Origin of the sequence: Streptomyces litmocidini (assembly GCF_014649755.1) — a bacterium.
GTDB lineage: Bacteria > Actinomycetota > Actinomycetes > Streptomycetales > Streptomycetaceae > Streptomyces > Streptomyces litmocidini.
In genome coordinates this window covers 16,039-37,584 of sequence record NZ_BMTQ01000023.1, presented here as the reverse complement: position 1 = coordinate 37,584, position 21,546 = coordinate 16,039, and the positions used below count along the sequence as shown (strand labels likewise).

General features: G+C 74.5%; 21 protein-coding genes. 12 read left to right on the top strand and 9 right to left on the bottom strand.

Going from position 1 to position 21,546, the window contains the following annotated elements:
* Positions 1–94 precede the first annotated feature (94 nt).
* The gene (locus IE180_RS32955) at positions 95–1,486 is read left to right on the top strand and encodes a wax ester/triacylglycerol synthase family O-acyltransferase (protein WP_190160615.1); all 1,392 of its coding nucleotides are present in this window, start codon (positions 95–97) and stop codon (positions 1,484–1,486) included.
* A gap of 10 nt (positions 1,487–1,496) precedes the next feature.
* Here the strand turns inward: IE180_RS32955 and IE180_RS32950 are convergent, their stop codons facing one another.
* Positions 1,497–1,862: an alpha/beta hydrolase gene (locus IE180_RS32950; protein ID WP_229861147.1), complete on the bottom strand. Its 366-nt coding sequence runs from the start codon at positions 1,860–1,862 to the stop codon at positions 1,497–1,499.
* Between the two features lie 170 nt (positions 1,863–2,032).
* Between IE180_RS32950 and IE180_RS32945 the strand changes: the two genes are divergently transcribed.
* The 6 genes from IE180_RS32945 (at position 2,033) to IE180_RS32920 (ending at position 8,030) form a co-directional block, all read left to right on the top strand.
* Positions 2,033–2,905: an Fpg/Nei family DNA glycosylase gene (locus IE180_RS32945; protein WP_190160614.1), complete on the top strand. Its 873-nt coding sequence runs from the start codon at positions 2,033–2,035 to the stop codon at positions 2,903–2,905.
* Between the two features lie 10 nt (positions 2,906–2,915).
* Positions 2,916–3,674 carry a LytR/AlgR family response regulator transcription factor gene (locus IE180_RS32940; protein ID WP_190160613.1) on the top strand — a complete coding sequence of 253 codons (759 nt, stop codon included), beginning with the start codon at positions 2,916–2,918 and terminating at the stop codon, positions 3,672–3,674.
* Positions 3,675–3,744: 70 nt separating this feature from the next.
* The gene (locus IE180_RS32935; RefSeq protein WP_229861145.1) at positions 3,745–4,224 is read left to right on the top strand and encodes a hypothetical protein; all 480 of its coding nucleotides are present in this window, start codon (positions 3,745–3,747) and stop codon (positions 4,222–4,224) included.
* A 10-nt stretch (positions 4,225–4,234) separates the two neighbouring features.
* Positions 4,235–5,980: a sodium/solute symporter gene (locus IE180_RS32930; protein WP_190160612.1), complete on the top strand. Its 1,746-nt coding sequence runs from the start codon at positions 4,235–4,237 to the stop codon at positions 5,978–5,980.
* A gap of 109 nt (positions 5,981–6,089) precedes the next feature.
* Positions 6,090–7,298 (top strand): histidine kinase, encoded by a 1,209-nt coding sequence (locus tag IE180_RS32925; RefSeq protein ID WP_190160611.1) that lies wholly within the window; start codon positions 6,090–6,092, stop codon positions 7,296–7,298.
* A 168-nt stretch (positions 7,299–7,466) separates the two neighbouring features.
* Complete coding sequence (locus IE180_RS32920; RefSeq protein WP_190160610.1) at positions 7,467–8,030, top strand: GNAT family N-acetyltransferase; 564 nt, start codon at positions 7,467–7,469, stop codon at positions 8,028–8,030.
* A 527-nt stretch (positions 8,031–8,557) separates the two neighbouring features.
* On the opposite strand, the gene IE180_RS32915 is transcribed toward IE180_RS32920, so the two are convergent.
* The 3 genes from IE180_RS32915 to IE180_RS32905 all read right to left on the bottom strand — a co-directional run bounded on the left by IE180_RS32915 (position 8,558) and on the right by IE180_RS32905 (position 10,279).
* Positions 8,558–9,055: a hypothetical protein gene (locus tag IE180_RS32915; RefSeq protein WP_190160609.1), complete on the bottom strand. Its 498-nt coding sequence runs from the start codon at positions 9,053–9,055 to the stop codon at positions 8,558–8,560.
* Positions 9,056–9,270: 215 nt separating this feature from the next.
* A complete protein-coding gene (locus IE180_RS32910) occupies positions 9,271–9,711 on the bottom strand; it encodes a PaaI family thioesterase (RefSeq protein ID WP_190160608.1) in 441 nt (146 codons plus the stop codon).
* 4 nt (positions 9,712–9,715) lie between these two features.
* The gene (locus tag IE180_RS32905; protein ID WP_190160607.1) at positions 9,716–10,279 is read right to left on the bottom strand and encodes a sigma-70 family RNA polymerase sigma factor; all 564 of its coding nucleotides are present in this window, start codon (positions 10,277–10,279) and stop codon (positions 9,716–9,718) included.
* Between the two features lie 261 nt (positions 10,280–10,540).
* On the opposite strand from IE180_RS32905, the gene IE180_RS32900 reads away from it, so the two are divergent.
* Positions 10,541–11,758 (top strand): CapA family protein, encoded by a 1,218-nt coding sequence (locus tag IE180_RS32900; protein WP_190160606.1) that lies wholly within the window; start codon positions 10,541–10,543, stop codon positions 11,756–11,758.
* A 125-nt stretch (positions 11,759–11,883) separates the two neighbouring features.
* Here the strand turns inward: IE180_RS32900 and IE180_RS32895 are convergent, their stop codons facing one another.
* Complete coding sequence (locus IE180_RS32895; protein WP_373302852.1) at positions 11,884–12,288, bottom strand: universal stress protein; 405 nt, start codon at positions 12,286–12,288, stop codon at positions 11,884–11,886.
* 162 nt (positions 12,289–12,450) lie between these two features.
* Here IE180_RS32895 and IE180_RS32890 point away from each other — a divergent pair, with 162 nt between their 5' ends.
* Positions 12,451–13,311 (top strand): polysaccharide deacetylase family protein, encoded by an 861-nt coding sequence (locus tag IE180_RS32890; RefSeq protein WP_229861144.1) that lies wholly within the window; start codon positions 12,451–12,453, stop codon positions 13,309–13,311.
* Positions 13,312–14,006: 695 nt separating this feature from the next.
* On the opposite strand, the gene IE180_RS32885 is transcribed toward IE180_RS32890, so the two are convergent.
* On the bottom strand, positions 14,007–14,666 hold the full coding sequence (locus IE180_RS32885; protein ID WP_190160603.1) for a class F sortase: 660 nt from the start codon (positions 14,664–14,666) through the stop codon (positions 14,007–14,009).
* A gap of 392 nt (positions 14,667–15,058) precedes the next feature.
* Between IE180_RS32885 and IE180_RS32880 the strand changes: the two genes are divergently transcribed.
* On the top strand, positions 15,059–15,586 hold the full coding sequence (locus IE180_RS32880) for a hypothetical protein (protein WP_190160602.1): 528 nt from the start codon (positions 15,059–15,061) through the stop codon (positions 15,584–15,586).
* A gap of 135 nt (positions 15,587–15,721) precedes the next feature.
* Here IE180_RS32880 and IE180_RS32875 read toward each other — a convergent pair whose 3' ends face one another.
* From IE180_RS32875 to IE180_RS32865, 3 genes are all read right to left on the bottom strand, one after another.
* On the bottom strand, positions 15,722–16,279 hold the full coding sequence (locus IE180_RS32875) for a hypothetical protein (RefSeq protein ID WP_190160601.1): 558 nt from the start codon (positions 16,277–16,279) through the stop codon (positions 15,722–15,724).
* Positions 16,280–16,442: 163 nt separating this feature from the next.
* Positions 16,443–17,207, bottom strand: coding sequence for a bestrophin-like domain (locus tag IE180_RS32870; RefSeq protein WP_190160600.1), 765 nt, complete (start codon positions 17,205–17,207; stop codon positions 16,443–16,445).
* A gap of 49 nt (positions 17,208–17,256) precedes the next feature.
* On the bottom strand, positions 17,257–17,958 hold the full coding sequence (locus tag IE180_RS32865) for a hypothetical protein (RefSeq protein ID WP_190160640.1): 702 nt from the start codon (positions 17,956–17,958) through the stop codon (positions 17,257–17,259).
* A 541-nt stretch (positions 17,959–18,499) separates the two neighbouring features.
* Between IE180_RS32865 and IE180_RS32860 the strand changes: the two genes are divergently transcribed.
* Together IE180_RS32860 and IE180_RS32855 are read left to right on the top strand one after the other, a co-directional pair.
* Positions 18,500–19,312 (top strand): SAM-dependent methyltransferase, encoded by an 813-nt coding sequence (locus IE180_RS32860; RefSeq protein ID WP_190160599.1) that lies wholly within the window; start codon positions 18,500–18,502, stop codon positions 19,310–19,312.
* Entirely contained in the window at positions 19,309–21,477 is a 2,169-nt protein-coding gene (locus IE180_RS32855) for a putative bifunctional diguanylate cyclase/phosphodiesterase (RefSeq protein ID WP_190160598.1), read from the top strand. The genes IE180_RS32860 and IE180_RS32855 overlap by 4 nt, the downstream gene beginning before the upstream one ends.
* Positions 21,478–21,546 lie beyond the last annotated feature (69 nt).

The following is a 21,546-nucleotide window of genomic DNA, read 5'->3' as shown; positions in this document are numbered from 1 at the left end:
GTGAACTGATCGTACTTGACCGTAACTGACGGTGTGCGATTGACTTCGCCCACCGGTCTCACCGCGCAGGAAATCGCAGGAGCAAGAGGACAACTTGAGCAGCGAGCTACTGGCACCCCTGGACCTGGCCTTCTGGCACCTGGAATCCACCGAGCACCCCCTGCACCTCGGGGCCCTCGCCCACTTCGGCCCCCCGCCCGCCGCCACCGGGCAGGAGCCCACCGACGTCCTGGAACTGCTCGCCCGGCGGGCCGCCGCCGTCCCCCGGCTCCGGATGCGCGTCCGCGACGTCCTGTTCCCCGTCGGCGGCGCCGCCTGGAGCGCCGACCCCGACTTCGACGTGCGCCGGCACGTCCGCGAGATCGCCCTCCCCGGCGTCGACTTCACCGCCGAGGCCACCCGACTCGCCGCCGAACTCATGGAACGACCCGTCGCCCGCGGCCTGCCGCCCTGGGAGATGTACCTGCTCAGCGGCGCCCCCGACGGCTCCTTCGCCGTCCTCGTCAAACTCCACCACGCCCTCGCCGACGGCATGCGGGCCGTCGCCATCGGCGCCGGGATCTTCGACGAGATCGCCGCGGGCCGACGCCCGGCCCGCAGCAGCCGCCCCGTCCCCCCGCGCCCCTGGCTCCCCGGCCCGGGCCGCCTCCTCGGCATCGCCCGCGACCGCCTCGGCGACCTCGGCCGGGCCGTCGAGGTCGGCGCCTCCGTCGTCGGCTCCTCGGTCGCCCGCGCCGGCCGCCTCGACGGGCAGCCGGCCGCCCCGCTCGCCGCCGACTCCAGCGGCACGCGCCGGATCGCCACCGCCACCCTGCCCCTCGACCGCGTCCACCGCATCCGCCGCACCACCGGCGGCACCGCCAACGACGTCCTCCTCGCCCTCGTCGCCGGCGCCCTGCGCCGCTGGTTCGACGGGCGCGGCCTGCCCCTCCCCGACGCCGCCCCGCGGGCCCTCGTCCCGGTCTCCCGCCGCCGCCCCGGCGCCCCGGCGGGCCCGGGGAACAGCCTCTCCGGATACCTCCTCGACCTGCCGGTCACCGAACCCGACCCGGCCGCCCGGCTCGCCGCCGTCCGCCGCGCCATGGACCGCAACAAGGCCGCCGGACCCTTCCGCGGAGCGGGCGCCGTCGCCCTCCTCGCCGACCAGCTGCACCCGCTCGCCCACCGCTTCGGAGCCCCCCTCGCCGCCGGCGCCGCCCGGCTCCTCTTCGACCTCCTCGTCACCCAGGTACCGCTGCCCCGCTCCGCGCTCTCCCTCGGCGGCGCCCCGCTGCGCGCGCTCTTCCCGATGGCCCCGCTCGCCCGCGGCCAGTCCCTCGCCGTCGCCATGTCCCCGTACGGCGGCCAGGTCCACATCGGCCTCGTCGCCGACGGCGCGGCCGTCCCGGACCTCGACGCGCTGGCCGCCGCGCTCACCGACGAACTCGACCTGCTGGACCCGGCGGACGCCGCGGCGCGCACGTCGTGCCGGGCCGGAGCTTCGTGAGGAGGACCAGTCACTCCTCGACCTTCTCGTCGACGCAGGCGTCACGGCCGTACCCGGTGTGGCCGGGCGCCTCGAAGGACGGCGGCACGCCGCCGGGGAAACGACGGGCCGGACCCACCGCCTCCTGGCAGGGCGTGGCGGGGTCGCCCGTCGTGCCCACGACGAAGACCGTCAAGACGCCCGGGGCGCGCACCCGGTGCGGTCGCCGGGTGCTGGCCGGCCGGTCCTCGCGGACCGGTTCGCCCGTCACGCCGGACGCGCCGCAGACGCCCGCGGCCCCGTCGGCGGCGAGCCCGGCGGCGGGCAGGGCGGCGGGCAGACCGGCGGCCACCCCGAACCGGAGGTCTTCGTCGTCCTCGACGAGCGGTGCACGCACGACGCGCGCCCTGAGGCCGCCCGGACGTCCGTCCCCGGGCCCGTCCGGAAGCCTCCACCCGAGCCGGTCCGGAAGCCTGTCCCGAGCCCGTCCGGAAGCCTCCCCCCCCCGGGCCGGTCCGGAAGCCCGTCCGGCGCGCGGCCCGGTCCCCCGTGCGGCAGGGTGGGGCCATGCCCGAACTCCCCGAGGTGGAAGCACTGCGCGTCTTCCTCGACGCGCACCTGGTGGGCAAGGAGATCGCCCGCGTCCTGCCCGTCGCGATCAGCGTCCTCAAGACGTACGACCCTCCCCTGGGCGCCGTCGAGGGCGTCGAGGTCACCGCGGTCGGCCGGCACGGCAAGTTCCTGGACCTCACCACCGGCGGCCCGGCGGGCGAACTCCACCTCCTCGTCCACCTCGCCCGCGCGGGATGGCTCCGCTGGCAGGACCCGCTGCCCCCGGGACCGCCCGGACCCGGCAAGGGCCCGTTGGCGCTGCGTACCGCCCTCACCGGAGGCGACGGCTTCGACCTCACCGAGGCCGGCACCACCAAGCGCCTCGCCGTCCACCTCGTCCGCGATCCCCAGGAGGTGCCGGGCGTCGCCCGCCTCGGCCCCGACCCCCTCGCCGAGGACTTCGGCCCCGAGCGGTTCGCCGCCCTGCTCGCCGGAGAACGCGGCCGGATCAAGGGCGCCCTGCGCGACCAGAGCCTCATCGCCGGCATCGGCAACGCCTACAGCGACGAGATCCTCCACGCCGCGGGGACGTCGCCCTTCAAACCGGCCCGGAACCTCACCCCCGAGGAGACGGCCACCCTCTACACGGCCCTGCGCACCACCCTCCGCGAGGCCGTCGAACGCTCCCACGGCCTCGCCGCCGGACGCCTCAAGGCCGAGAAGAAGAGCGGCCTGCGCGTCCACGGCCGCACCGGCGAGCCCTGCCCGGTCTGCGGCGACACGATCCGCGAGGTCTCCTTCAGCGACTCCTCCCTCCATTACTGCCCCACCTGCCAGACCGGCGGGAAGGTCCTCGCCGACCGCCGCATGTCCAGGCTCCTGAAATAAACTCCCGCGCATGCTGCGCGTACTGGCCGTCGACGACGAGGAGCCCGCCCTCGGCGAACTGCTCTACCTGCTGCGTGCCGACCCCCGGGTGCGGACCGCCGAAGGGGCGGGGGACGCGGCCGCCGCGCTGCGGAGGATCGGGCGCGCCCTGGACTCCGGGCCCGACGGCGACGACGCCGACGACGGCATCGACGTCGTCTTCCTCGACATCCACATGCCCGGCCTCACCGGCCTCGACGTGGCACGGCTGCTCGCCGGCTCCGCCCGGCCGCCGCTCGTCGTCTTCGTCACCGCCCACGAGGGCTTCGCGCTCCAGGCCTTCGACCTCCAGGCGGTCGACTACGTCCTCAAGCCGGTCCGCCGCGAGCGGCTCGCCGAGGCCGTCCGCCGCGTCCACGGACTCGTGCACGCCGCCCCCGCGCCCGCGCCCGCCGCCCCCGAGCAGATCCCCGTGGAGCTCGGCGGAGTCACCCGCTTCGTCGCCGTCGACGACATCGCGTACGTCGAGGCGCACGGCGACTACGCCCGCCTCCACACCGACCACGGCAGCCACCTCGTCCGCATCCCCCTCTCCACCCTCGAAGAGCGGTGGGCCGACCGGGGGTTCGTCCGCATCCACCGCAGCCACCTCGTGGCCGTCGGCCGGATCACCGAACTCCGTGTCGACGGCGGTGCCACCTCCGTGCGGCTCGGTGCCACCGACCTCGCCGTCTCCCGCCGGCACGCCCGTCACCTGCGGGACCTCCTGACGCGCCGCGCGGGCGGCTGACCCCTACCGGCCCGTGAGCCCTTCCGCGTACACTCCACGGGCCCGGCCGACCGTGAGGGAGCGGACACCGATGTCCGAGCACCAAGCCGCGCGCCGGTCCCGGCGCGAGACCGTCACCTACGCCTCGGCCCTGGGTGACCGGCCCGTGCCGCCGCCGCGCCCGCGTCCCCGGACCCCGCACCCGCCCGCCCGCTCCGAGATCGACGAACAGACCACCCTCGGCCACACCTACGTGCGCTCCCTGATGCGCAGTCAGCTCCGTGCCGCCCTCACCGCCCTCGGCGCCCTCGTCCTGCTCGTCGGCCCGCTGCCGCTGCTGCTCGCGCTGCCCGCCCCCGAGACGCTCGTCTGGGCCGCCCTCGGCTTCGGCGCGTACCCGGTCGTCTGGGCCGTCGCCCACTGGTACGTCCGCCGGGCCGAGCGCAACGAACGCGACTTCACCGGCCTGGTGGAGACCGGCTCAGCCGAGACCGGCTCGGCCGAGACCGGCTCGGCCGGGACAGGTCCGGTCGGGACCGGCTCCGTCGGGACCGGCTCCGTCGAACGGTGAACCGACCCGCATGAACCAGACCTACGCGGTCGCCGCCGTCACCTCCGTCGTCCTCGCCACCGTCCTCATCGGCGCCCTCGGCCTGCGGATCTCCCGCACCACCTCCGACTTCTACGTCGCCTCGCGGACCGTCCGGCCGGCCCTCAACGCCGCCGCCATCAGCGGCGAGTACCTCTCCGCCGCCTCCTTCCTCGGCATCGCCGGACTCGTCCTCGTCCAGGGCCCCGCCATGCTCTGGTACCCAGTCGGCTACACCGCCGGATACCTCGTCCTGCTCGTCCTCGTCGCCGCCCCGCTGCGCCGCTCGGGGGCGTACACCCTCTCCGACTTCGCCGAGGCCCGCCTCGAATCCCGGCGGGCTCGGCGGCTCGCCAGCCTCCTCGTCGTCGGCATCGGCTGGCTGTACCTGCTGCCGCAGCTCCAGGGCGCCGGGCTCACCCTGGAGATCCTCACCGGCGCCCCCGACTGGGTCGGGGGACTGCTCGTCGCCCTCGTCGTCACCGGCACCGTCGCCGCGGGCGGGATGCGCAGCATCACCTTCGTCCAGGCCTTCCAGTACTGGCTCAAGCTCACCGCCCTCCTCGTCCCCGCCCTCTTCCTGCTCGCCGCCTGGTACGGGGACGGGGCGCCCCGGGCCCGTTTCGACGCCCCCGCCGTGCTCCGCGACCACACCGTCGTCCGGATCGCCGACACGGTGCGGATCGGGCTCGCCGCCCCGCTCACGGTCACCGTCACCGGCAGCGTCGACTCCGTCGCGTACACCGGCCGGACCGTCACCCTCGCCCCCGGCGCCCACCACGTCCTCGGCGGCACCTCGCTCGCCTTCGCGCCGGGATCGACCCTGCCCGAGCGGGCCGCCGACGGCTCCGACCCCCTCGGCTGGTCCCAGCCGCTCGCCGGGGGCCGCGACGGACACCAGCTGTACGCCACGTACGGGCTGATCCTCGCCACGTTCCTCGGCACCATGGGCCTGCCGCACGTCGCCGTCCGCTTCTACACCAGCCCGCACGGCCGCGCCGCCCGCCGCACCACCCTCGTCGTGCTCGGCCTCGTCGGCGCCTTCTACCTGCTGCCGGGCCTGTACGGAGCCCTCGGCCGGATCTACGCCCCCGAACTCGCCCTCACCGGCTCGGCCGACGCCGCCGTCCTCGTCCTGCCCGACCGGATCCTCGGCGGACTCCTCGGCGACCTCCTCGGGGCGCTCCTCGCGGCCGGCGCCTTCGCCGCCTTCCTCTCCACCGCCTCCGGGCTCACCATGTCGGTCGCCGGGGTCCTCACCCAGGACGTGCTGCCCTCCCGGGCGTCCTCCCGGGGCGTACGGCACTTCCGCCTCGCGACCCTGCTCGCCACCGCCGTCCCGCTCGCCGTCGGGGTGGTCGCCTCCAAGGTCCCGGTCGCCGACGCCGTCGGCCTCGCCTTCGCCGTCTCCGCCTCCTCCTTCTGCCCGCTGCTCGTCCTCGGGATCTGGTGGCGGCGGCTCACCCCGCCCGGTGCCATGGCCGGGCTGCTGCTCGGCGGCGGGTCCGCCCTCGCGGCCGTGATGGCGACCCGGGCCGGACTCGCCCCCGAGGGCTGGGCGCACACCCTGATGGCCTGGCCGGCCGTCTGGTCGGTCCCCCTGGGCTTCCTGACGATGGTGCTCGTCTCGCTCGCCACCCCCCGCCGGATCCCGCCCGGCACCCCCGCCATCCTCGCCCGGCTCCACCTCCCGGAGGAGATCACCGGGGCCGCACCCGCCCAGGAGGCACGCCGATGACCGTCCCCCGGCGCCGGCCACGAGGCACGGGTCCGCGACGGCCGGGTCCGCCGATGACCGCCCCCGGCCCCGACCACGAGGCGCACGTCCGCGACGACCGGGCCCGCCGATGAGCGGGATCGCCCTCGCCGCCGCGGCCGCCGCCGGGGCCGTACTGCTCGCCGCGGGCTTCGTCCTCGGCCGGTCCGCCGCCCGGCGCGGCGGGCGCGCCGCCGACGCCGACCTCGGCACGCCCGTCGAACGGGCCACCTTCCACACCCTGCACACCGCCTCGCTCGCCGCGCCCCCGCTGCGCGCCGGCCTCACCGAGGAGACCGCCCGCAAGGCGGCCCGCACGCTCCGCTCGCTGCTCGGCACCGAAGCGCTCTGCCTCACCGACCGGGGCGCGGTCCTCGCCTGGGACGGACCGGGCGAGGACCACCACCGGGCCCACGTCCCCGAGCAGGCCGCCGAGACCCTGGCGACCGGCCGCAGCCGCTCCGTCCACAGCGGCTGCGACGACCCGGCCTGTCCGCTGCGCTGGGCGGTGATCGCCCCGCTCACCGGGGAGGACGGCGTCCTCGGCGCGCTCGTCGCCTACGGCTCGCGGGAGTCGGCCGTCCTCGTCCGGGCCGCGACCGAGGTGGCCCGATGGGTCTCCGTCCAGCTGGAACTGGCCGAACTCGACCGCTCGCGCACCCGGATGGTGGAGGCCGAGATCCGCGCCCTGCGCGCCCAGATCTCCCCGCACTTCATCTTCAACTCCCTCGCCGCCATCGCCTCGTTCGTCCGCACCGATCCCGAGCGGGCCCGGGAACTCCTCCTGGAGTTCGCCGACTTCACCCGCTACTCCTTCCGCAAGCACGGGGAGTTCGCCCAGCTCGCCGACGAACTGCGTTCCATCGAGCAGTACTTGGCGCTGGCGGGGGCCCGTTTCGGGGACCGTCTGAAGGTGACCCTGCAGATCGCCCCCGAGGTGCTGCCGGTGACCCTGCCGTTCCTCTGCCTCCAGCCGCTCGTGGAGAACGCGGTGAAGCACGGCCTCCAGGAACGGGAGCGGGGCTGCCGCGTCACGATCGCCGCCCGGGACGCGGGCGCCGAGGCGGTGGTGACGGTCGAGGACGACGGCATCGGCATGGACCCCGAGCGGCTGCGCGCCGTCCTGCGCGGGGAGCACCCGGCGGGCTCCGGCATCGGCCTGTCCAACGTGGACGAGCGGCTTCGCCAGGTGTACGGGGCGGAGCACGGGCTCGTCATCGAGACCGGCGTCGGCGCCGGGATGAAGGTGACGGTGCGGATCCCCAAGTACCGTCCCGGGGTGCACCCTTCCGCCCCCTGAAGCGCAAGGACATGGAATTACGGTTGCGCAGCCGGTGCCGAGGGGACCGGCGGGCCGCCCTCCCGCCGTGGGTGGTGGGCCCGGTGGAACGACGTCGTTCGTGTCGAGGGCACCGCGGTCGGATCAGTTAGGGTGACGGACGGCTCTCGGGGAGGGAACACCAGATCGATGACCACGTCTTCGCTGCCGTTCAGTACGGAACGGCTCCTGCTGCGTCTGTTCACGCCGGACGACTTCGATGACTTGTACGCGTATCAGGGCCTCTCCGAAGTCGCTCGCTACCTCCACCGGCCGCCGCTCACTCGTGAACAGTGCGTGCAGAGCCTGGCGCGGCGTGCGGCCGGCACGGCGTGGACCAAGGACGGTGACGACCTGGTGGTCGCCGTCTGCCCGGTCGGTGAGGCGAAGGTCGTCGGCGAGGTCGTCCTGAAGCTCGCGAGCGCGCGGGCGCGCCAGGTGGAGATCGGCTGGATCTTCAACCCGGTGTACGGCGGTCGGGGTTACGCCACCGAGGCGGCGCGCGCGATCGCCGAGCTGGCCTTCGCCGAGCTGGGTGCTCACCGGCTCTTCGCCCGCCTCGACGTGCTCAACACCGGTTCGGTGCGGGTCTGCGAGCGCCTCGCCATGCGCCGGGAGGCGCACCTCGTCGAGAACGATCTCGACGACGAGCGCTGGGGCAGCGAGTACGTCTACGCGGTGCTCGCCCGAGAGTGGAAGCTTGGTCGGACCTGACAAGAGGGCTCGGCCGGACAAGCCGAGGAACTGGGCGCTCGGCCGTTCGACAGTGGAGTTCTGCGACAATCACCCCTCCTTGCGTGAACGCGGCCCAGGAGTTCCTGGACGGCTTGGGCATCGAGCTCTGAACTGCCTCGGGCGAAGCGTGCCGATCACAGCCACGCGTCGACGGCCGCTACGGGGACAGTGGCCCCGTGGCGGACCGCGAGTTCGTCGTACCGGGTGACGACGGCGCGGTGTCTCTTGAGGCGGTTGGTCCCGCGCTCGACCGCATGACGCCCGCGGGAGCCGACCGGGTCGAGACGCAGCTCTGTGGCGAACCCGCCGCGCGAGCGGCCCGGGCCCGAGACCGTACGCCGTCGATCAGCCGCCGTCGCGGCCGGACCGGCGGCCGTCCCGTCCTCGTTCCTTTCGGCAGCAACGGCTCCGACACCGCCCACTGCCCGTCCGTAAGATCTCCCCGAGCCCCGAACCGTGATCATCCAGCGCTCGAGATCTGCCTTCGACGCACGGTCCAGCAGGTGTCAGCGCAGGTACAGCGAGAGGTGCGCGAGCGGGAGGCCCAGCTTCCATGCCGGGAGCCAGACCTGCTCGGCCTCGTCGACCGGGCCTTCGGGGCCGGTCCGGCCGTCGAGGTCGGCGGCGTGGATCCAGGTGTCCCGCAGCCGGGCCCAGGCGGTCCGCGCGAGCGCCAGGTCGGGGCCGTCGCCGCCGGCCGCCCGCCGCGCGGCGAGCCGCTCCTCGACCCAGGGCGGCCAGGGCCGGTCGTACGCGGTGTGCCGCAGCCACTCGTCGACCCGGCGGCCGGCCCACGGGCCGGTCGGCCCGTCCGGTTCCCCGGCGAGGTGGACGGTGAGGGCCAGTGCCTGGAGGCCGGCCCGGTACTCCAGCGAGCCGGGGGCCACGAGCGCGGCGGCCCGCAGCACCTCGTCGGCCAGGTACTCGGCGCACAACCAGGCCATCGGGACGGCGAGGCCGCCGCCGCTCGTGCCGCCGGCGCCGTTCGTGCTCTCGGGCAGCAACGCTCCCACCTTCTCCCCGGACGTGAGGGCCCCGGACGTCAGGGGCCCGGGGGAGAGCCTCCTCCGTGAGGGGCGTCCGCGGGTCCCGCTTTGCTCAACTCGCCCGTGTGGTTTCGGATACGTTTTCCGACCGGATCGGTGCGGGTGGGGTTCCTGGTGCCGGGCGGGTCGGAGATGGCGTGTGGGGCGGGGGAGTCCCGGCGGTTCGGGCCGGCTCAGCCCAGGAGCGCGTAGACGGCGGTCGCGTGGGCCGCGGTCTCCTCCGTGCCCTCGGCCGTCATGGTGATGTCGGCGAAGGCCATCCGCTTGCCCGCCTTGGTGAGCCGGGCCCGCACGAGGACGTCGGCGCCGATCACCGCGCGCTGGAAGCTGATGGACTGCTGGACGGTGGTCATCGGCACGAAGCCGCCCCGGGCCGCGGCGACCGCGATGACCGTCGCGGTGTCGGCGGCGGCCATCAGGGCCTGGCCGGAGAGACCGCCGCCCTCCCGGGCGAGCCGGTCCGACCAGGGGAGCCGGAGCACGGCCCCGTGACCGTCGGCGGGCCCGGGGGATCCGACGGATTCGACGGATTCGACGGTGAGTCCCAGATCGAGCACCCAGGGGGCGAAGTTGTCGGCGAGGACCTTTTCGGCGGCGGCGAGTGTCAGCGTCACGGCGTCATTGTGGGGCTCCGGCGCGGGACCGGGCAACGGCCGTGCGGCGCGGCCGGTAGCCGGGCAGGGAGCGGCCGAGCTGCCGCAGGGCGTAGTGCGAGCGGGACTTGACGGTTCCGGCGGGGATGCCGAGCTCGACGGCGGCCTCCTTGACGGTCAGGCCGTGGAAGTAGAGGCGGACGAGCACCGCGCGGTGCTCGGGGCTCAACTCCCGCACCGCCGCGCGCACGTCGAGCGCTGCCTCGGTCGAGGCGGTGGCGTCGGCGGGGTCGGGCGTCGCCGCCAGGAGGCCGTCGCCGATCTCGGCCGGCCGGGCGAGGCGTGAGCGGCGGGCGTCGATGGCGAGGCGGCGGGCCACGGTGAACAGCCAGGGGCGCATCGAGGCGTAGGGGCCGTCGAAGGCCTCGGGGTGGAGCCAGGCCCGTACGAGGGTCTCCTGCGCGAGGTCCTCGGCCCGCTGCCGGTCCCCGTAGGTCAGGCCGAGCAGGAAGGTGAGCAGTGCCGGACCGTGGTCCCGCTGCAACTCCTCCAGGGTCCGCTCGTCGGTCGTCGCCGTCGCCGTCGTCATGCTCTGCCCGCCTCTCCAGCACTCGTCGTCCGGGGCGTATACGAGCGCATCCGGACGGCGAGGGACAGGGAACGGACATCGCTCTGCGACGAACGGTCGCACCGCGCGGCGAATGGCACGGCGAACGGTCGGACGGAGCCGGTGCGTCCGTTTCGGTGCGGTTCCTCACCCCGTGCGGCCTTGACCCTTGACTGCGGCTTTCCCGAAAGGTCAATTCGCCAGAACAGATGTTCATCACATGATTCGGGTGGAGCGCCGTACATGACCTCACGCACCAGACCCGCGGGGGCGGCGGCGCTCGCCGCGCTCCTGCTCGCGGCGACGACCGGCTGCGCCGGTGGCGGCGGACCGGTCGTCGGCGGACCCACCCCGGGCGGTCCGGCCGGACGCACCGGCACCGGAGACCCCGCCACCCCGTCCGCCGCGCCCGGCCGGGCCTCCGCGCCCGTCGGCTTCACCCTCGTCGCCTCCGGCGACGTGCTCCCGCACGACTCGATCATCCGGCGGGCCGCCGAGGACGCGGACGGGACCGGCTACGACTTCGGCCCGATGCTCTCCGGCGCGAAGCCCGTCGTCTCCCGCGCCGACCTGGCCATCTGCCACATGGAGACCGTGTACGGAGAGGAGGGCGGGCCCTACACCGGTTACCCCGCCTTCAAGTCGCCGCCCGAGGTCGCCGCCGCGCTCGGGGCCACCGGCTACGACTCCTGCTCCACCGCCTCCAACCACACCCTCGACGACGGGGCGGCGGGCCTCCGCCGCACCCTCGACGCGCTCGACAGGGCCGGCGTCCGGCACGCCGGTTCCGCCCGTACGGCCGAGGAGGCGGCGCGGCCCACCCTGCTCAAGGCCGGCGGCGCCACGGTGGCCCACCTGGCCTACACCTACGACACCAACGGCCGTCCGCTGCCCGAGGGGCAGCCCTGGGCCGTGCGGCTGCTCGACGGGGAGAAGGTGATCGCCGACGCGCGCGCCGCCCGCGCGGCCGGCGCCGACGTGGTGGTGGTCAGCGTCCACTGGGGCACCGAGTGGCAGACCGAACCCGACGAACGGCAGCTCTCCCTCGGCCGCGCGCTGACCGCCTCACGGAGCGGCGGGCGTCCGGACGTGGATCTGGTCATCGGCACGCACGCGCACGTCCCGCAGCCCTACGAGAAGGTCAACGGGACCTGGATCGTCTACGGGATGGGCGACCAGGTGGCCGGGGACATGATCAACCACGAGGGCGTCCACGATCCGCGCGGCAACCGGAGCAGCATCGGCCGCTTCACCTTCGCCCCGCCCGGGACCGCCGGCGGGCGCTGGGAGGTCACCAAGGCGGAGTTCATCCCCCAGTGGTTCGACACCGCGCGCGGCCGCGTGGTGAGCCTCGGCGCGGCGGAGGGCGGGGACGCGCACCGGGAGGAGATCCGCGACGCCGTCCGGCAGGTGGTCCTCGGCCGGGGAGCCGCCGAGGACGGCCTGGTGATGGGCGAGTAGGGCGTACGGCCGGTCGGGGACGACCGCGACCGGAAGGGGCGTGCGGCCGGCCGGGAACGGCTTCGGCCGAAGGGGGCGTGCGGCCGGTAGGGGAGGGGCGTGCCGGAAGGCGGGTGTGCGGCCGGTCAGGGGACGACCGTGACCGGCCAGCGGCCCGCCCTCACCAGGCGGACGGCGACCGAGCCGACGAAGCGGTGCCCCGCCGACTCCGAGGCGCCCACCACCACGGCGTCCGCCGTCAGCTCCTCGGCCGCCTGGACCAGGCCCGCGTAGGCGTCGCCCCGGAAGGTGCGGAACTCCCACCGGATCCGCCACAGGTCCCTGACCCTCTCCGCCGAGGCGCGGATCTCCGCGACGAGGTCCTCGGCGATCTCCTCGGTCGTCCCGGTCACGGGTGCGCCGAGCGCCGCGCCCGCCGGGATCACCGGTTGGACGTACACGAGTGCGAGCAGGGCGTTCTGGCGCCGGGCGAGTCCGGCCGCGTACGCCGCGGCGCGCAGGGAGGAGGCGGAGCCGTCGATCCCCGCCATGATCACTTTCGGGCCGTCGGTGCCGCGCTCGAAGGGGCGGGGCTGCTGTGCGCTCACCCTTCGAGGTTATCGGCTCATCGGGTGTTTTCGGACAGGCGGCCGGTGTCGTTGAGCCGCTCGGACCCTCGCCCGTACGAACCATTGGTCATGAAAAAGGATCAGATGCTCAGCGGGCGTCGGGCGGTGCTCCGGCTGGCCGCCGCCCTCGGGGCCACCGTCACGGTCGGAGCCCTCGCGGCGGACCGGTTCGCCGCCCCCGCCCCGGCCACCGGCGCCGCCTCCACGCCCCAGGGCGCCTCCGGTACGGGTCGCGTGGGCCCGGCCGCGGGCCCCCGGGCGCACTCCGCCCGGCTGAGCCCCTCCACGTACCGGCTCCAGCCCATGACCTCCTACGCGCCGCCGGCCTTCCGGCGCGCGCTGCCGCCGGTGCGGCAGCGGCCCTTCCTCAGCATGTCCGGGGTCGGCCGCTCGATGGTGCTGACCTTCGACGACGGCCCCGACCCCCGGTACACCCCCGGCATCCTGGAGACCCTGCGCCACTACGACTGCCGGGCGATGTTCTTCGTCTGCGGCGAGATGGCCGTGGACAACCAGGACCTGCTGCGGGAGATGGCCGAGGACGGCCACGTCGTCGGCAACCACTCCTGGTCCCACCCGCTCATCCCGAAACTGCGGCCCTCCCGGATCCGCGCCGAACTGGGCTCCACCAGCGAGGTCATCGAGAAGGCCCTGGGCACGGCCCCCCTCTGGTACCGCGCGCCCTACGGTGCCTGGAACCGCCTCTCCTTCGAGATCGGCGCCGAGCTCGGCATGGAGCCGCTCGCCTGGACCGTCGACACCCTGGACTGGACGGAACCCGGCACCGGCACCATCGTCCGCCGCGTCCTCGACGGCGCCGCACCCGGCGTCGTCGTCCTCTCCCACGACGCCGGCGGCAACCGCTCCCAGAGCGTGGCCGCGCTCCGCCGCTACCTGCCCGAACTCCTCGACGCCGGCTACCACATCACCGTCCCCCGACGCTGACCGCGCCGGGACGGCGCAGGGCCCCGACACCCTCGGGTGCCGGGGCCCTCCGCGCCGGCCGGCCCGCCGCGGGAGCGTCCGGGGCCGCGCTCCTCGAACCCCCTCGGGCGGCCGCGTGCCGAGGGGCCCGCACGATCGTGGGTCGATCGCGACCGGCCGGTCGACCTCCGCCCGGGACCGGGCCGCGGCGAGGAGGCGCTCGAAGGTGCCGTCGACGGCCTCGGGGGCGAGCGGGACCCGGTGGTGGACGTGCCGCCGGACGCCCGCCGCGAGGAGCACCGGGACCGGCGGCGCCGCCCACGTCCGCAGCAGCCGGCCGTCCCGGACGCGGCCCCGCCACGGCGACGACGACGCCCTGGAGCCCGACGGCCGCCAGGAACCAGGTGCCGTCCGCGCGCCGCGCCGCGCCGCGTCGCCCGCCCTCCTCGCTGTCCGGGAACAGGCCGTGGGGCCGGCCCCTGCCGTTCCGGCCGCGCAGGGTGATCCGGCCGCGCAGCGACGCCCCGGCGTGCTCCGGCCCGCGCGGGGGGACGAGCCCGCCGGGGAAGGAGTCCGCGTCGTACGGACCCCCGCCGGGCGCCTCCCGAGCCCCGCGCCCGGGTTTGTCCGGCCCGCGCCACCGCCCCGCCCCTCACGCCACGGCCGGTGATCCGCTCCGCGATCCGTCGGCATCGGCTCCGGTGGGAGGGCGTCCCCTAGCGCGACCCCACCATGCGCGCGAAGACCACGACGTTCCCGTCGTAGCCACGCGCCCGCGTGTAGCCGCCGCCGCAGGTGATCACGCGCAGCTCCGGCTGGCCGGTGTCGGCGTAGACCTCCACGCCGGGGAAGTTGTCCTTGGCGTACACCTCGACGCCGTAGATCTCGAAGACCGCCACCCGGCCGTCGTACCGCTCGACCTCGACGTGCTGGCCCTTCCTGAGGGAGCCCAGGCCGTAGAAGACCGCCGGGCCCTTCAGGTTGTCGACGTGGCCGACGAGGACGGAGGTGCCCCGCATGCCGGGGGCGATGCCGTTCTGGTACCAGCCGGCGAGGTTGGGGTCCTCCGGGGGAGGGGCCGCCACCCAGCCCTGTTCGTCCAGGCCCACGTCCATGACGGGGGCCGCCACCTGGATCGCCGGGATCTTGACCCGGGACGCCGGGGCGTAGGGCAGCGGCTCCAGGCCGGTGCTCGCGGCGGGCGGCGGGACGGCCGGACGCCCCACCGGCCGGGCCGCCGCGGCGGGTTGCGGCGGTCCGTGGGGGACGTCCACCCCATTGCGCATCATCGCGAGTCCGGACAGCATGGCGAGGGCCAGGACGCCCCAGGGTTGGCGTCTCCTGCGCTCGAAGACGCGGAAGTCCTTCGGGGGCATGGTTCTCCCTTCTCGGCGTCGTCAGAACGGTAAGAGCGGTCGCACGGGCCGTCGCGCCGGACGGCGCGAACGGGTGGGAGCCGCCGCCGGACGGGTGCCCCGGCCCCGACGCGGGGCACGCGGCGGCGCACCCCGGAGGAAGGGGGCGCGGAGGGCGGGCGGGTGACGGCCGGGCTGACCCATCCGAGTAATCGTCAGATAAGCACCCTTGGTGGGCCTGACCTGCGGTTCCGTCGGTTCAGAGGGCCCCCTGCCCGGCGTGTCGCCTCACCGGACCGGACCAATGCCGACATGCATGTCTCGCACCGGTTTGTGATGGTTCGTCATGGAAGGCGTACTCGTCGAAACTCCCGGAGCACCGCTTTGGGGCGTCTTCCACTGGAGGTTCAACCATGCGTGCTGCACGCACTCTGGCGGTGGCCGCCACCGCGCTCGCGGCGGTCGGGCTCGCGGCCCCCCTCGCCACCGCCGCCAACGGGCCCAGCAGCGTCACCGTCAGCCCTCTCCAGGTCGAGCGGGGCGGCGACAACTCCAACGGCGTCACCGTGTCCCCCTTCGCGGTCCACCAGGGCGGGATCCTCACGATCACCGTCCGCGGCTGCGCCGGCGGCACGGTCACGTCCAACGCCTTCGCGACGGTCACGCTCGGCCCCGCGGTCAACGGGGTGTCCACCGCCACCGCCCGCATCTTCAACAACGCCACGCCCGGCCAGTACAACCTGGCCGTGCAGTGCGGCGGCCGTACGCTCACCCAGCCGTTCCGGGTCATCGCCGGCCAGGGCGCGGCCGGCGGTCTCGGCGGCTCGCTGGCCCCCAGCTCCACCGAGATGGCCGTCGGCGGCAGCCTCGTCGCCGCTGCCGCGCTCGGCGGAGGGCTCTTCATCGCCCGCCGCCGACGTCTGACCGGCGCGGGAGTCTGACCGGCCGAACCTCCCGGTCGGCCCGCCGTGCCCGTCGCCCCCGAGTCCCCACCGGGACCCGGGGGCGATCGGCGGGCCGCCCCCCGGCCGTGAGGACCCGGTCCGATCGGCGGCCCCCCGGCCGTGAAGACCGGGTCAGTGACGGCGGGCGGCGCCGGAGCGGCGGCGGCGGACCACATAGGCGGTGCCGCAGGCCGCGGCCAGCACCAGCGCGCCGCCGGCCGCCAGTTCGGTGGTGCTGGGGGTCATCGATCCGCCGAGACCGCCCCGCACCCCGCGCGGGGGAGCGAGGACGGTGGCGCTGATGGTCGGGGTGGCGGTGGCGCCGCCGCTGATCGTCAGGGCGACGGTGTCCTGCACACCGCCCGTGCAGTTGAACAGCACCGTGTACACGGCGCCGCGCTTGGCGTCGGCGTCCACGGTGGCGGTCACCGTCGCCCCGGGTGCGATGGTCGCGGTGTCGAAGATGCCGGCCGTGGCCGTCGCCGTACTGGCGCAGCCGGGGGCGCTCAGCGTCAGCCGCCCTCCCGGGGCGACGATCGAGGGCGACACGACGAAATCGCCCGGTGCCTTGGCCCTGGCCATCCGTGGATGGGCGGCGGGCGCCCCGTCCGTCGCGAGGGCGGTGGGGGCGGCCAGGGCGAGGGCGGCCGCTCCCAACAGGGCGGTGGTCGCGGCACGTATCGCGCGCATGGTGAATCCTCCGGGTCCCGAGGGGCAGCCGCGGGAGGGGGTTCCCGCGAAGGGCCGTGCACCTCGATGCCCGAAACGCTAGGAGCGCACTACCACAGCCGCGATCCCAGAGGTGCGAATGGGGCATCGAGGTCCCCCGTGTGGCCCATTCGCACGGGCCGGCTCAGCCGCTGATCTGCGGGAACAGGTCGGTGAACGGCGCGGCGGTGGCCGAGATGCCCCGGCCGAACGGCGCGTCGAAGTCCCAGATGAGGAACAGCAGGAAGGCGATCAGCACGCTGAAGAGCCCGGCCAGCAGCAGCTCCCGGCCGGTCCTGCGGATCTGCAGGGTGAAGATCAGGCCGACCGTCACCAGGGCCCCGATGATCAGGCCGAACCAGACCACTCCCGGCATCGTCTCGCCGGCGTTCTGCCCGCGGGCGTTCCGGGCGTCGTCGGCGAGGGCCACCTGGTCCACCAGCGGCTGGTACGCCTGCCCCTCGAAGTCGTCGGCCGGCTGGTAGTCGGTGACGCTGCGCCGCACCTTCTCCAGGAGCGCGGTGCCCTCGTCGCTGAGCTCGCCGTTGTCGGCCATGTACGCCCACTCGTCGTGGACCACGTACGAGACGTACGCGTCGACGTCGGCACGGATCCGGGAACGGACCTCCTGCGGGTACACCTCGGCGCGCGCCGAGATCTCGTGCATGGCCTGGGCCTCCTGCCGCACGGTCTCCTGGGCGGCCCCCCGGGCCTCCCAGACGCCTGCGATGGCCAGACCCAGGACGATCGCGTAGATCACGCCGATCATCATCGTCATGTACTCGATGACGTCCGGGGTCTCGCTGGGGTCGTCGTCCTCGGGGATCCGGCGGTTGTTGATGACGACGATGGTGAGCACGACGGCGCAGGCTGCGGCCATCGCGAGAGAGAGAACAAGCCATTCGGACATGGTTCCTCCGGCGGGATTCAGAGGGTCGACAGGTGGAGGGGACCGCGGGTCACTTGGAGCGCGGGCGCAGGATCGCCGTCGCGAGGACGGCCGGGGCGGTGATCATCAGCGTCGCGGTGACGACGGAGGTGCCCCCCTTCTGCTGGGTGTGCGTCGCCGGGCGGTAGTGGGGCAGCGCCACGGGGGAGGGGGACGGCGGCCGGGGCCGAACGGGGGGCGGCGGGGTCGGGGACGGCGGGGGCGGGGGCGCGGGCTCCGGCGGCCTGGGGGCCGGAGGCGTGGGGGACGGCGGCTCCGGGCGGGGCGCGGGTGCGAGGGCCGGCGGTTTCGGCACCGGCCGGGGCGGGGCCGGCTCCGGCGCGGGAGGCGGAGGAGGCACGGGCTTCGGCGTCGGCTTCGGCGTCGGCGTCGGGGAGGGCGGAGGCGTGGGTGTGGGCGTGGGCGACGGGCACGGCGGGGGCGGGTCGGGATCGCAGGGCGTCGGGTGGTGGTGATGCCCGTGCCCCTTGCCCTTGCCGTTGCCGTGGTGCTCGTGGCCCTCGCCCTTCCCGTGGCCCTTCCCGCCGCCGTTCCCCCGGACGTCGACGTCGTGGTGGCCGCCACCGGCGACCGCCACCGCGATCTGCGAACCGCCCGGGCCGGTCGAGGCGTAGGCGCAGGCGTCGGCGGCGGCGGGCACCGGTGCGGTGAGCAACCACACGAGACCGAGGGCCGCCAGCGGCCGCGCGAGGAGTGATCCGTACAGAGACACGCCGTCGAGCTTGATCACATGCGGGGCACGCCGGGGCGTAATCGCGCGGGATTCGCCAGATGGAGGGGATCTCCGGATGTGAGGGCTTGACGTTTCACCGGGTGTCGGTGACGGATTCGGTGCAATGCCCGTTATTGGAGGCCGTGATGATTGTGGTCGGGTGGCCGAGACGGTCCGTTCAGGCCTCCGGAGGAAGAACTGTCCGGTTGTCGCCCTGTCGGACGGGCCGGTCGGCAGGGCATCCTGCACCGGCGACCGGGCCCGAGAACGGCAACAGCCGAGGTACGGAAGGGGCCTGGGGCCCCACCGGGCGCGGTCGGCGGTCTCCCGGGAACCGACGCACGATCATATGCACGTGAATGTGCACGGCCTGAAGGCGTGAAGTCTGCGTTCCGGAAGCACGTGCCAATGGCGTGTGACCAAGAACGGACCGCGAATTTCCGTTTCCACTCGCCCTCTCGGCGGGCGATCAGTAGCCTCACCTCGAACACCGGCCGCGAACACATGGCCGTATCCCCGTGGCGACTTGTTGGAGACATCGATGGAGCGTCCCGCCTGGGCCCCGCCCGGTATCGACATTTCGGTACCGAGCGTGTCCCGTATGTACGACTTCTATCTGGGCGGCTCGCACAATTTCGAAGTGGACCGGGAAGCGGCACGCAAGGCCATGGAGTTCATGCCGGGCCTGCCCAAGATCATGCAGGCGAACCGTGCCTTCATGCGGCGCGCCGTCCGCCACGCCGTTGACAACGACGTCACGCAGTTCCTCGACATCGGCTCCGGCATACCCACCTTCGGCAACGTGCACGAGGTCGCCCGCGCCGCCGACCCCGCCGCCCGGGTCGTCTACGTCGACCACGACCCCGTCGCCGTGGCCCACAGCCGCGCCGTCCTGGAGGGAGACGACAGCGCGGCCGTCGTCGCCGCCGACCTGCGCAAGCCCGCCGAGATCCTCCACAGCCCCGAGGCGGCCCGACTCCTCGACCTGGACCGGCCGGTGGCCCTGCTCCTCGTCGCCGTCCTGCACTTCCTGGAGGACGAGGACGAGCCCTACCGGGCGGTCGCCGAACTGATCGACGCCCTCGCCCCCGGCAGCCTCGTCGTCCTCACCCACGCCTCGTACGAGGGCATCCCGCTCACCGAGGAACGGGCCGGCGGCACCGTCGAGGTCTACCGCGACATCCGCAACCCCCTGGTGATGCGGTCGAGCGACGAGATCACCCGCTTCTTCGAAGGCACCGAACTGATCGAGCCCGGACTCGTCCCCATGCCGCTCTGGCGGCCGGACGGCCCGGCCGAGGAGGAGGATCCGTACGCCTTCTCCGGGTTCGCAGGGGTGGGGCGCAAGGCGTGAAGGTCCCGTCGCAGCCGTCCGGTGCCGTCGCCGAAGCCGACGGCCCGGAGGACAGACTCAGGCGGTTCGTCACCATCTGGAGCCGGGCGATCTTCCCGGTGACCGCCACCTCGCTGACCCGCGCCGAGTTCGAGGGACACCTGCTGCCGCTGGCCCGCACCCTGTGCGACGCCCTGCACGCCCGGCCCTTCGACACGACACCGGCCCAGCGCACCGGCGCGGCCCTCGTCGCCGCCCACTGCACCGACCCGGACGCGCTCGGCCGCAGCCTCGGCGTCGTCGACTCGTACCTGGTGCTCTACTGCGGCACGGAGTCGGACCTCCCCACCGAGGAACTCCGCGCCCGCTGCGCCCGCCTCCAGCACGCCATGGCCGCCGGTTACGCGGGCGCCCTGCGCGAACGGACCCTCACCGAGCAGGAGGCCATCGCCCGCTCCGCGCTCGCCGCCCGCAGCGCCGCCGAGATCGCCCTGCACGCCACCGAGAGCCGCTTCCGCGCGGTCTTCGACGGGGCGGCCATCGGCATCGGCATCGCCGACCTCGACGGCAACGTCCTGGAGGTCAACGAGACCCTCACCCGCATGTTCGGCGGGATGGAGGGCCAGGTGCGCAGCCGGAACGTCAGCGAATGGGCCCACCCGGAGGACGGGCCGCACGTCTGGAAGCTGTACGAGGAACTGGTCCGCGGCGAGCGCGAGCACTACCGCGTCGAGAAGCCGTACTACCGGGGTGACGGAACGGTTCTCTGGACCAACCTCACCGTCTCGCTCCTCCGGGACGCCGACGGCAACCCCCAGTACCAGCTGGCCCTCATGGAGGACACCACCGAACGGCGCCTGCTCCATCTGCGCCTGCGGTACGAGGCCACCCACGACGCGCTCACCGGACTGCCCAACCGGACCCTCTTCTTCGAACGCCTGGAGAAGGCGCTCGCCCCCGGCGAGAACACCCGCTTCGGCCTCTGCTACCTCGACCTCGACGGCTTCAAGGTCATCAACGACAGCCTCGGCCACTCCACCGGCGACCGGCTGCTCGTCGAGGTCGCCGACCGGCTGCAGAGCTGCGTCACCGGCGCCGGCGAGATGGTCGCCCGGCTCGGCGGCGACGAGTTCGTCGCCCTCACCACCGGCGCCGACGGCCGACGGGACGTCATCGAACTCGCCGACCGCATCCTCGCCGCCCTCGCCACCCCCCTCCGCATCGACGGCCGCGAACTCACCGTCCGCGGCAGCCTCGGCGTCGTCGAGGGCCCGGCGGGGGAACGCACCCCTGCGGAAGTGCTCCGCAGCGCCGACATCACCATGTACCGGGCCAAGTCGGCGGGCGGCAACCGCTTCGAGGTCGCCGACCCGGAGGCCGACGCCCGCGCCATCACCCGGCACGGGCTCACCACCGCCCTGCCCACCGCCCTGGAACGCGGCGAGTTCTTCATCGAGTACCAGCCGCTCGTCCACCTCGACGACGGCAGCGTGCACGGCGCGGAGGCCCTCGTCCGATGGTGCCACCCGCAGCACGGGGTGCTCGGCCCCGACCAGTTCATCCCGCTCGCCGAGGACACCGGCCTCATCGTGCCGCTCGGCCGCTGGGTGCTCCAGGAGGCCGTGCGCCAGGCCCGCTTCTGGCGGACCCGGCACTCCGACGGCGGCCCGCTCCGCATCAACGTCAACCTCTCCCCGACGCAGCTCCACCACCCGCGCCTGGTCGCCGACACCGTCGACGTCCTGGAGCGTTCCGGCCTCGAACCGGGCGCTCTCTGCCTGGAGGTCACCGAGTCCGCCCTCATCGGCGCCGACGAGGACCTGCTGAAACCGCTGCGGCAGCTCGCCGAGATGGGCGTGGACATCGCGCTCGACGACTTCGGCACCGGCTACTCGAACCTCGCCAATCTGCGGCGGCTGCCGGTGAGCGTCCTGAAGCTCGACCGCTCCTTCACCCGGGGGATGCAGCAGCACCCGGTGGACCCGGTCGACCTCAAGATCGTCGAGGGGATCGTCTCGCTCGCCCACAGTCTGGAGCTGGCGGTCACCGTCGAGGGCGTGGAGACCGGGGCCCAGGCGCGCCAACTCCGCGACCTGGGCTGCGACACGGCCCAGGGCTGGTACTACGCCCGCCCCGGCGCCCCGGACCGCATCCACTCCCTCCTCCTGGCGGACGCGGTCCAGTAGGGCCTGTCCTTCGGCCCGTGCCGGGCTCGCGGGGCCTTCCGCGCTCCGCGGGCCGTGGCCGGCCGGACG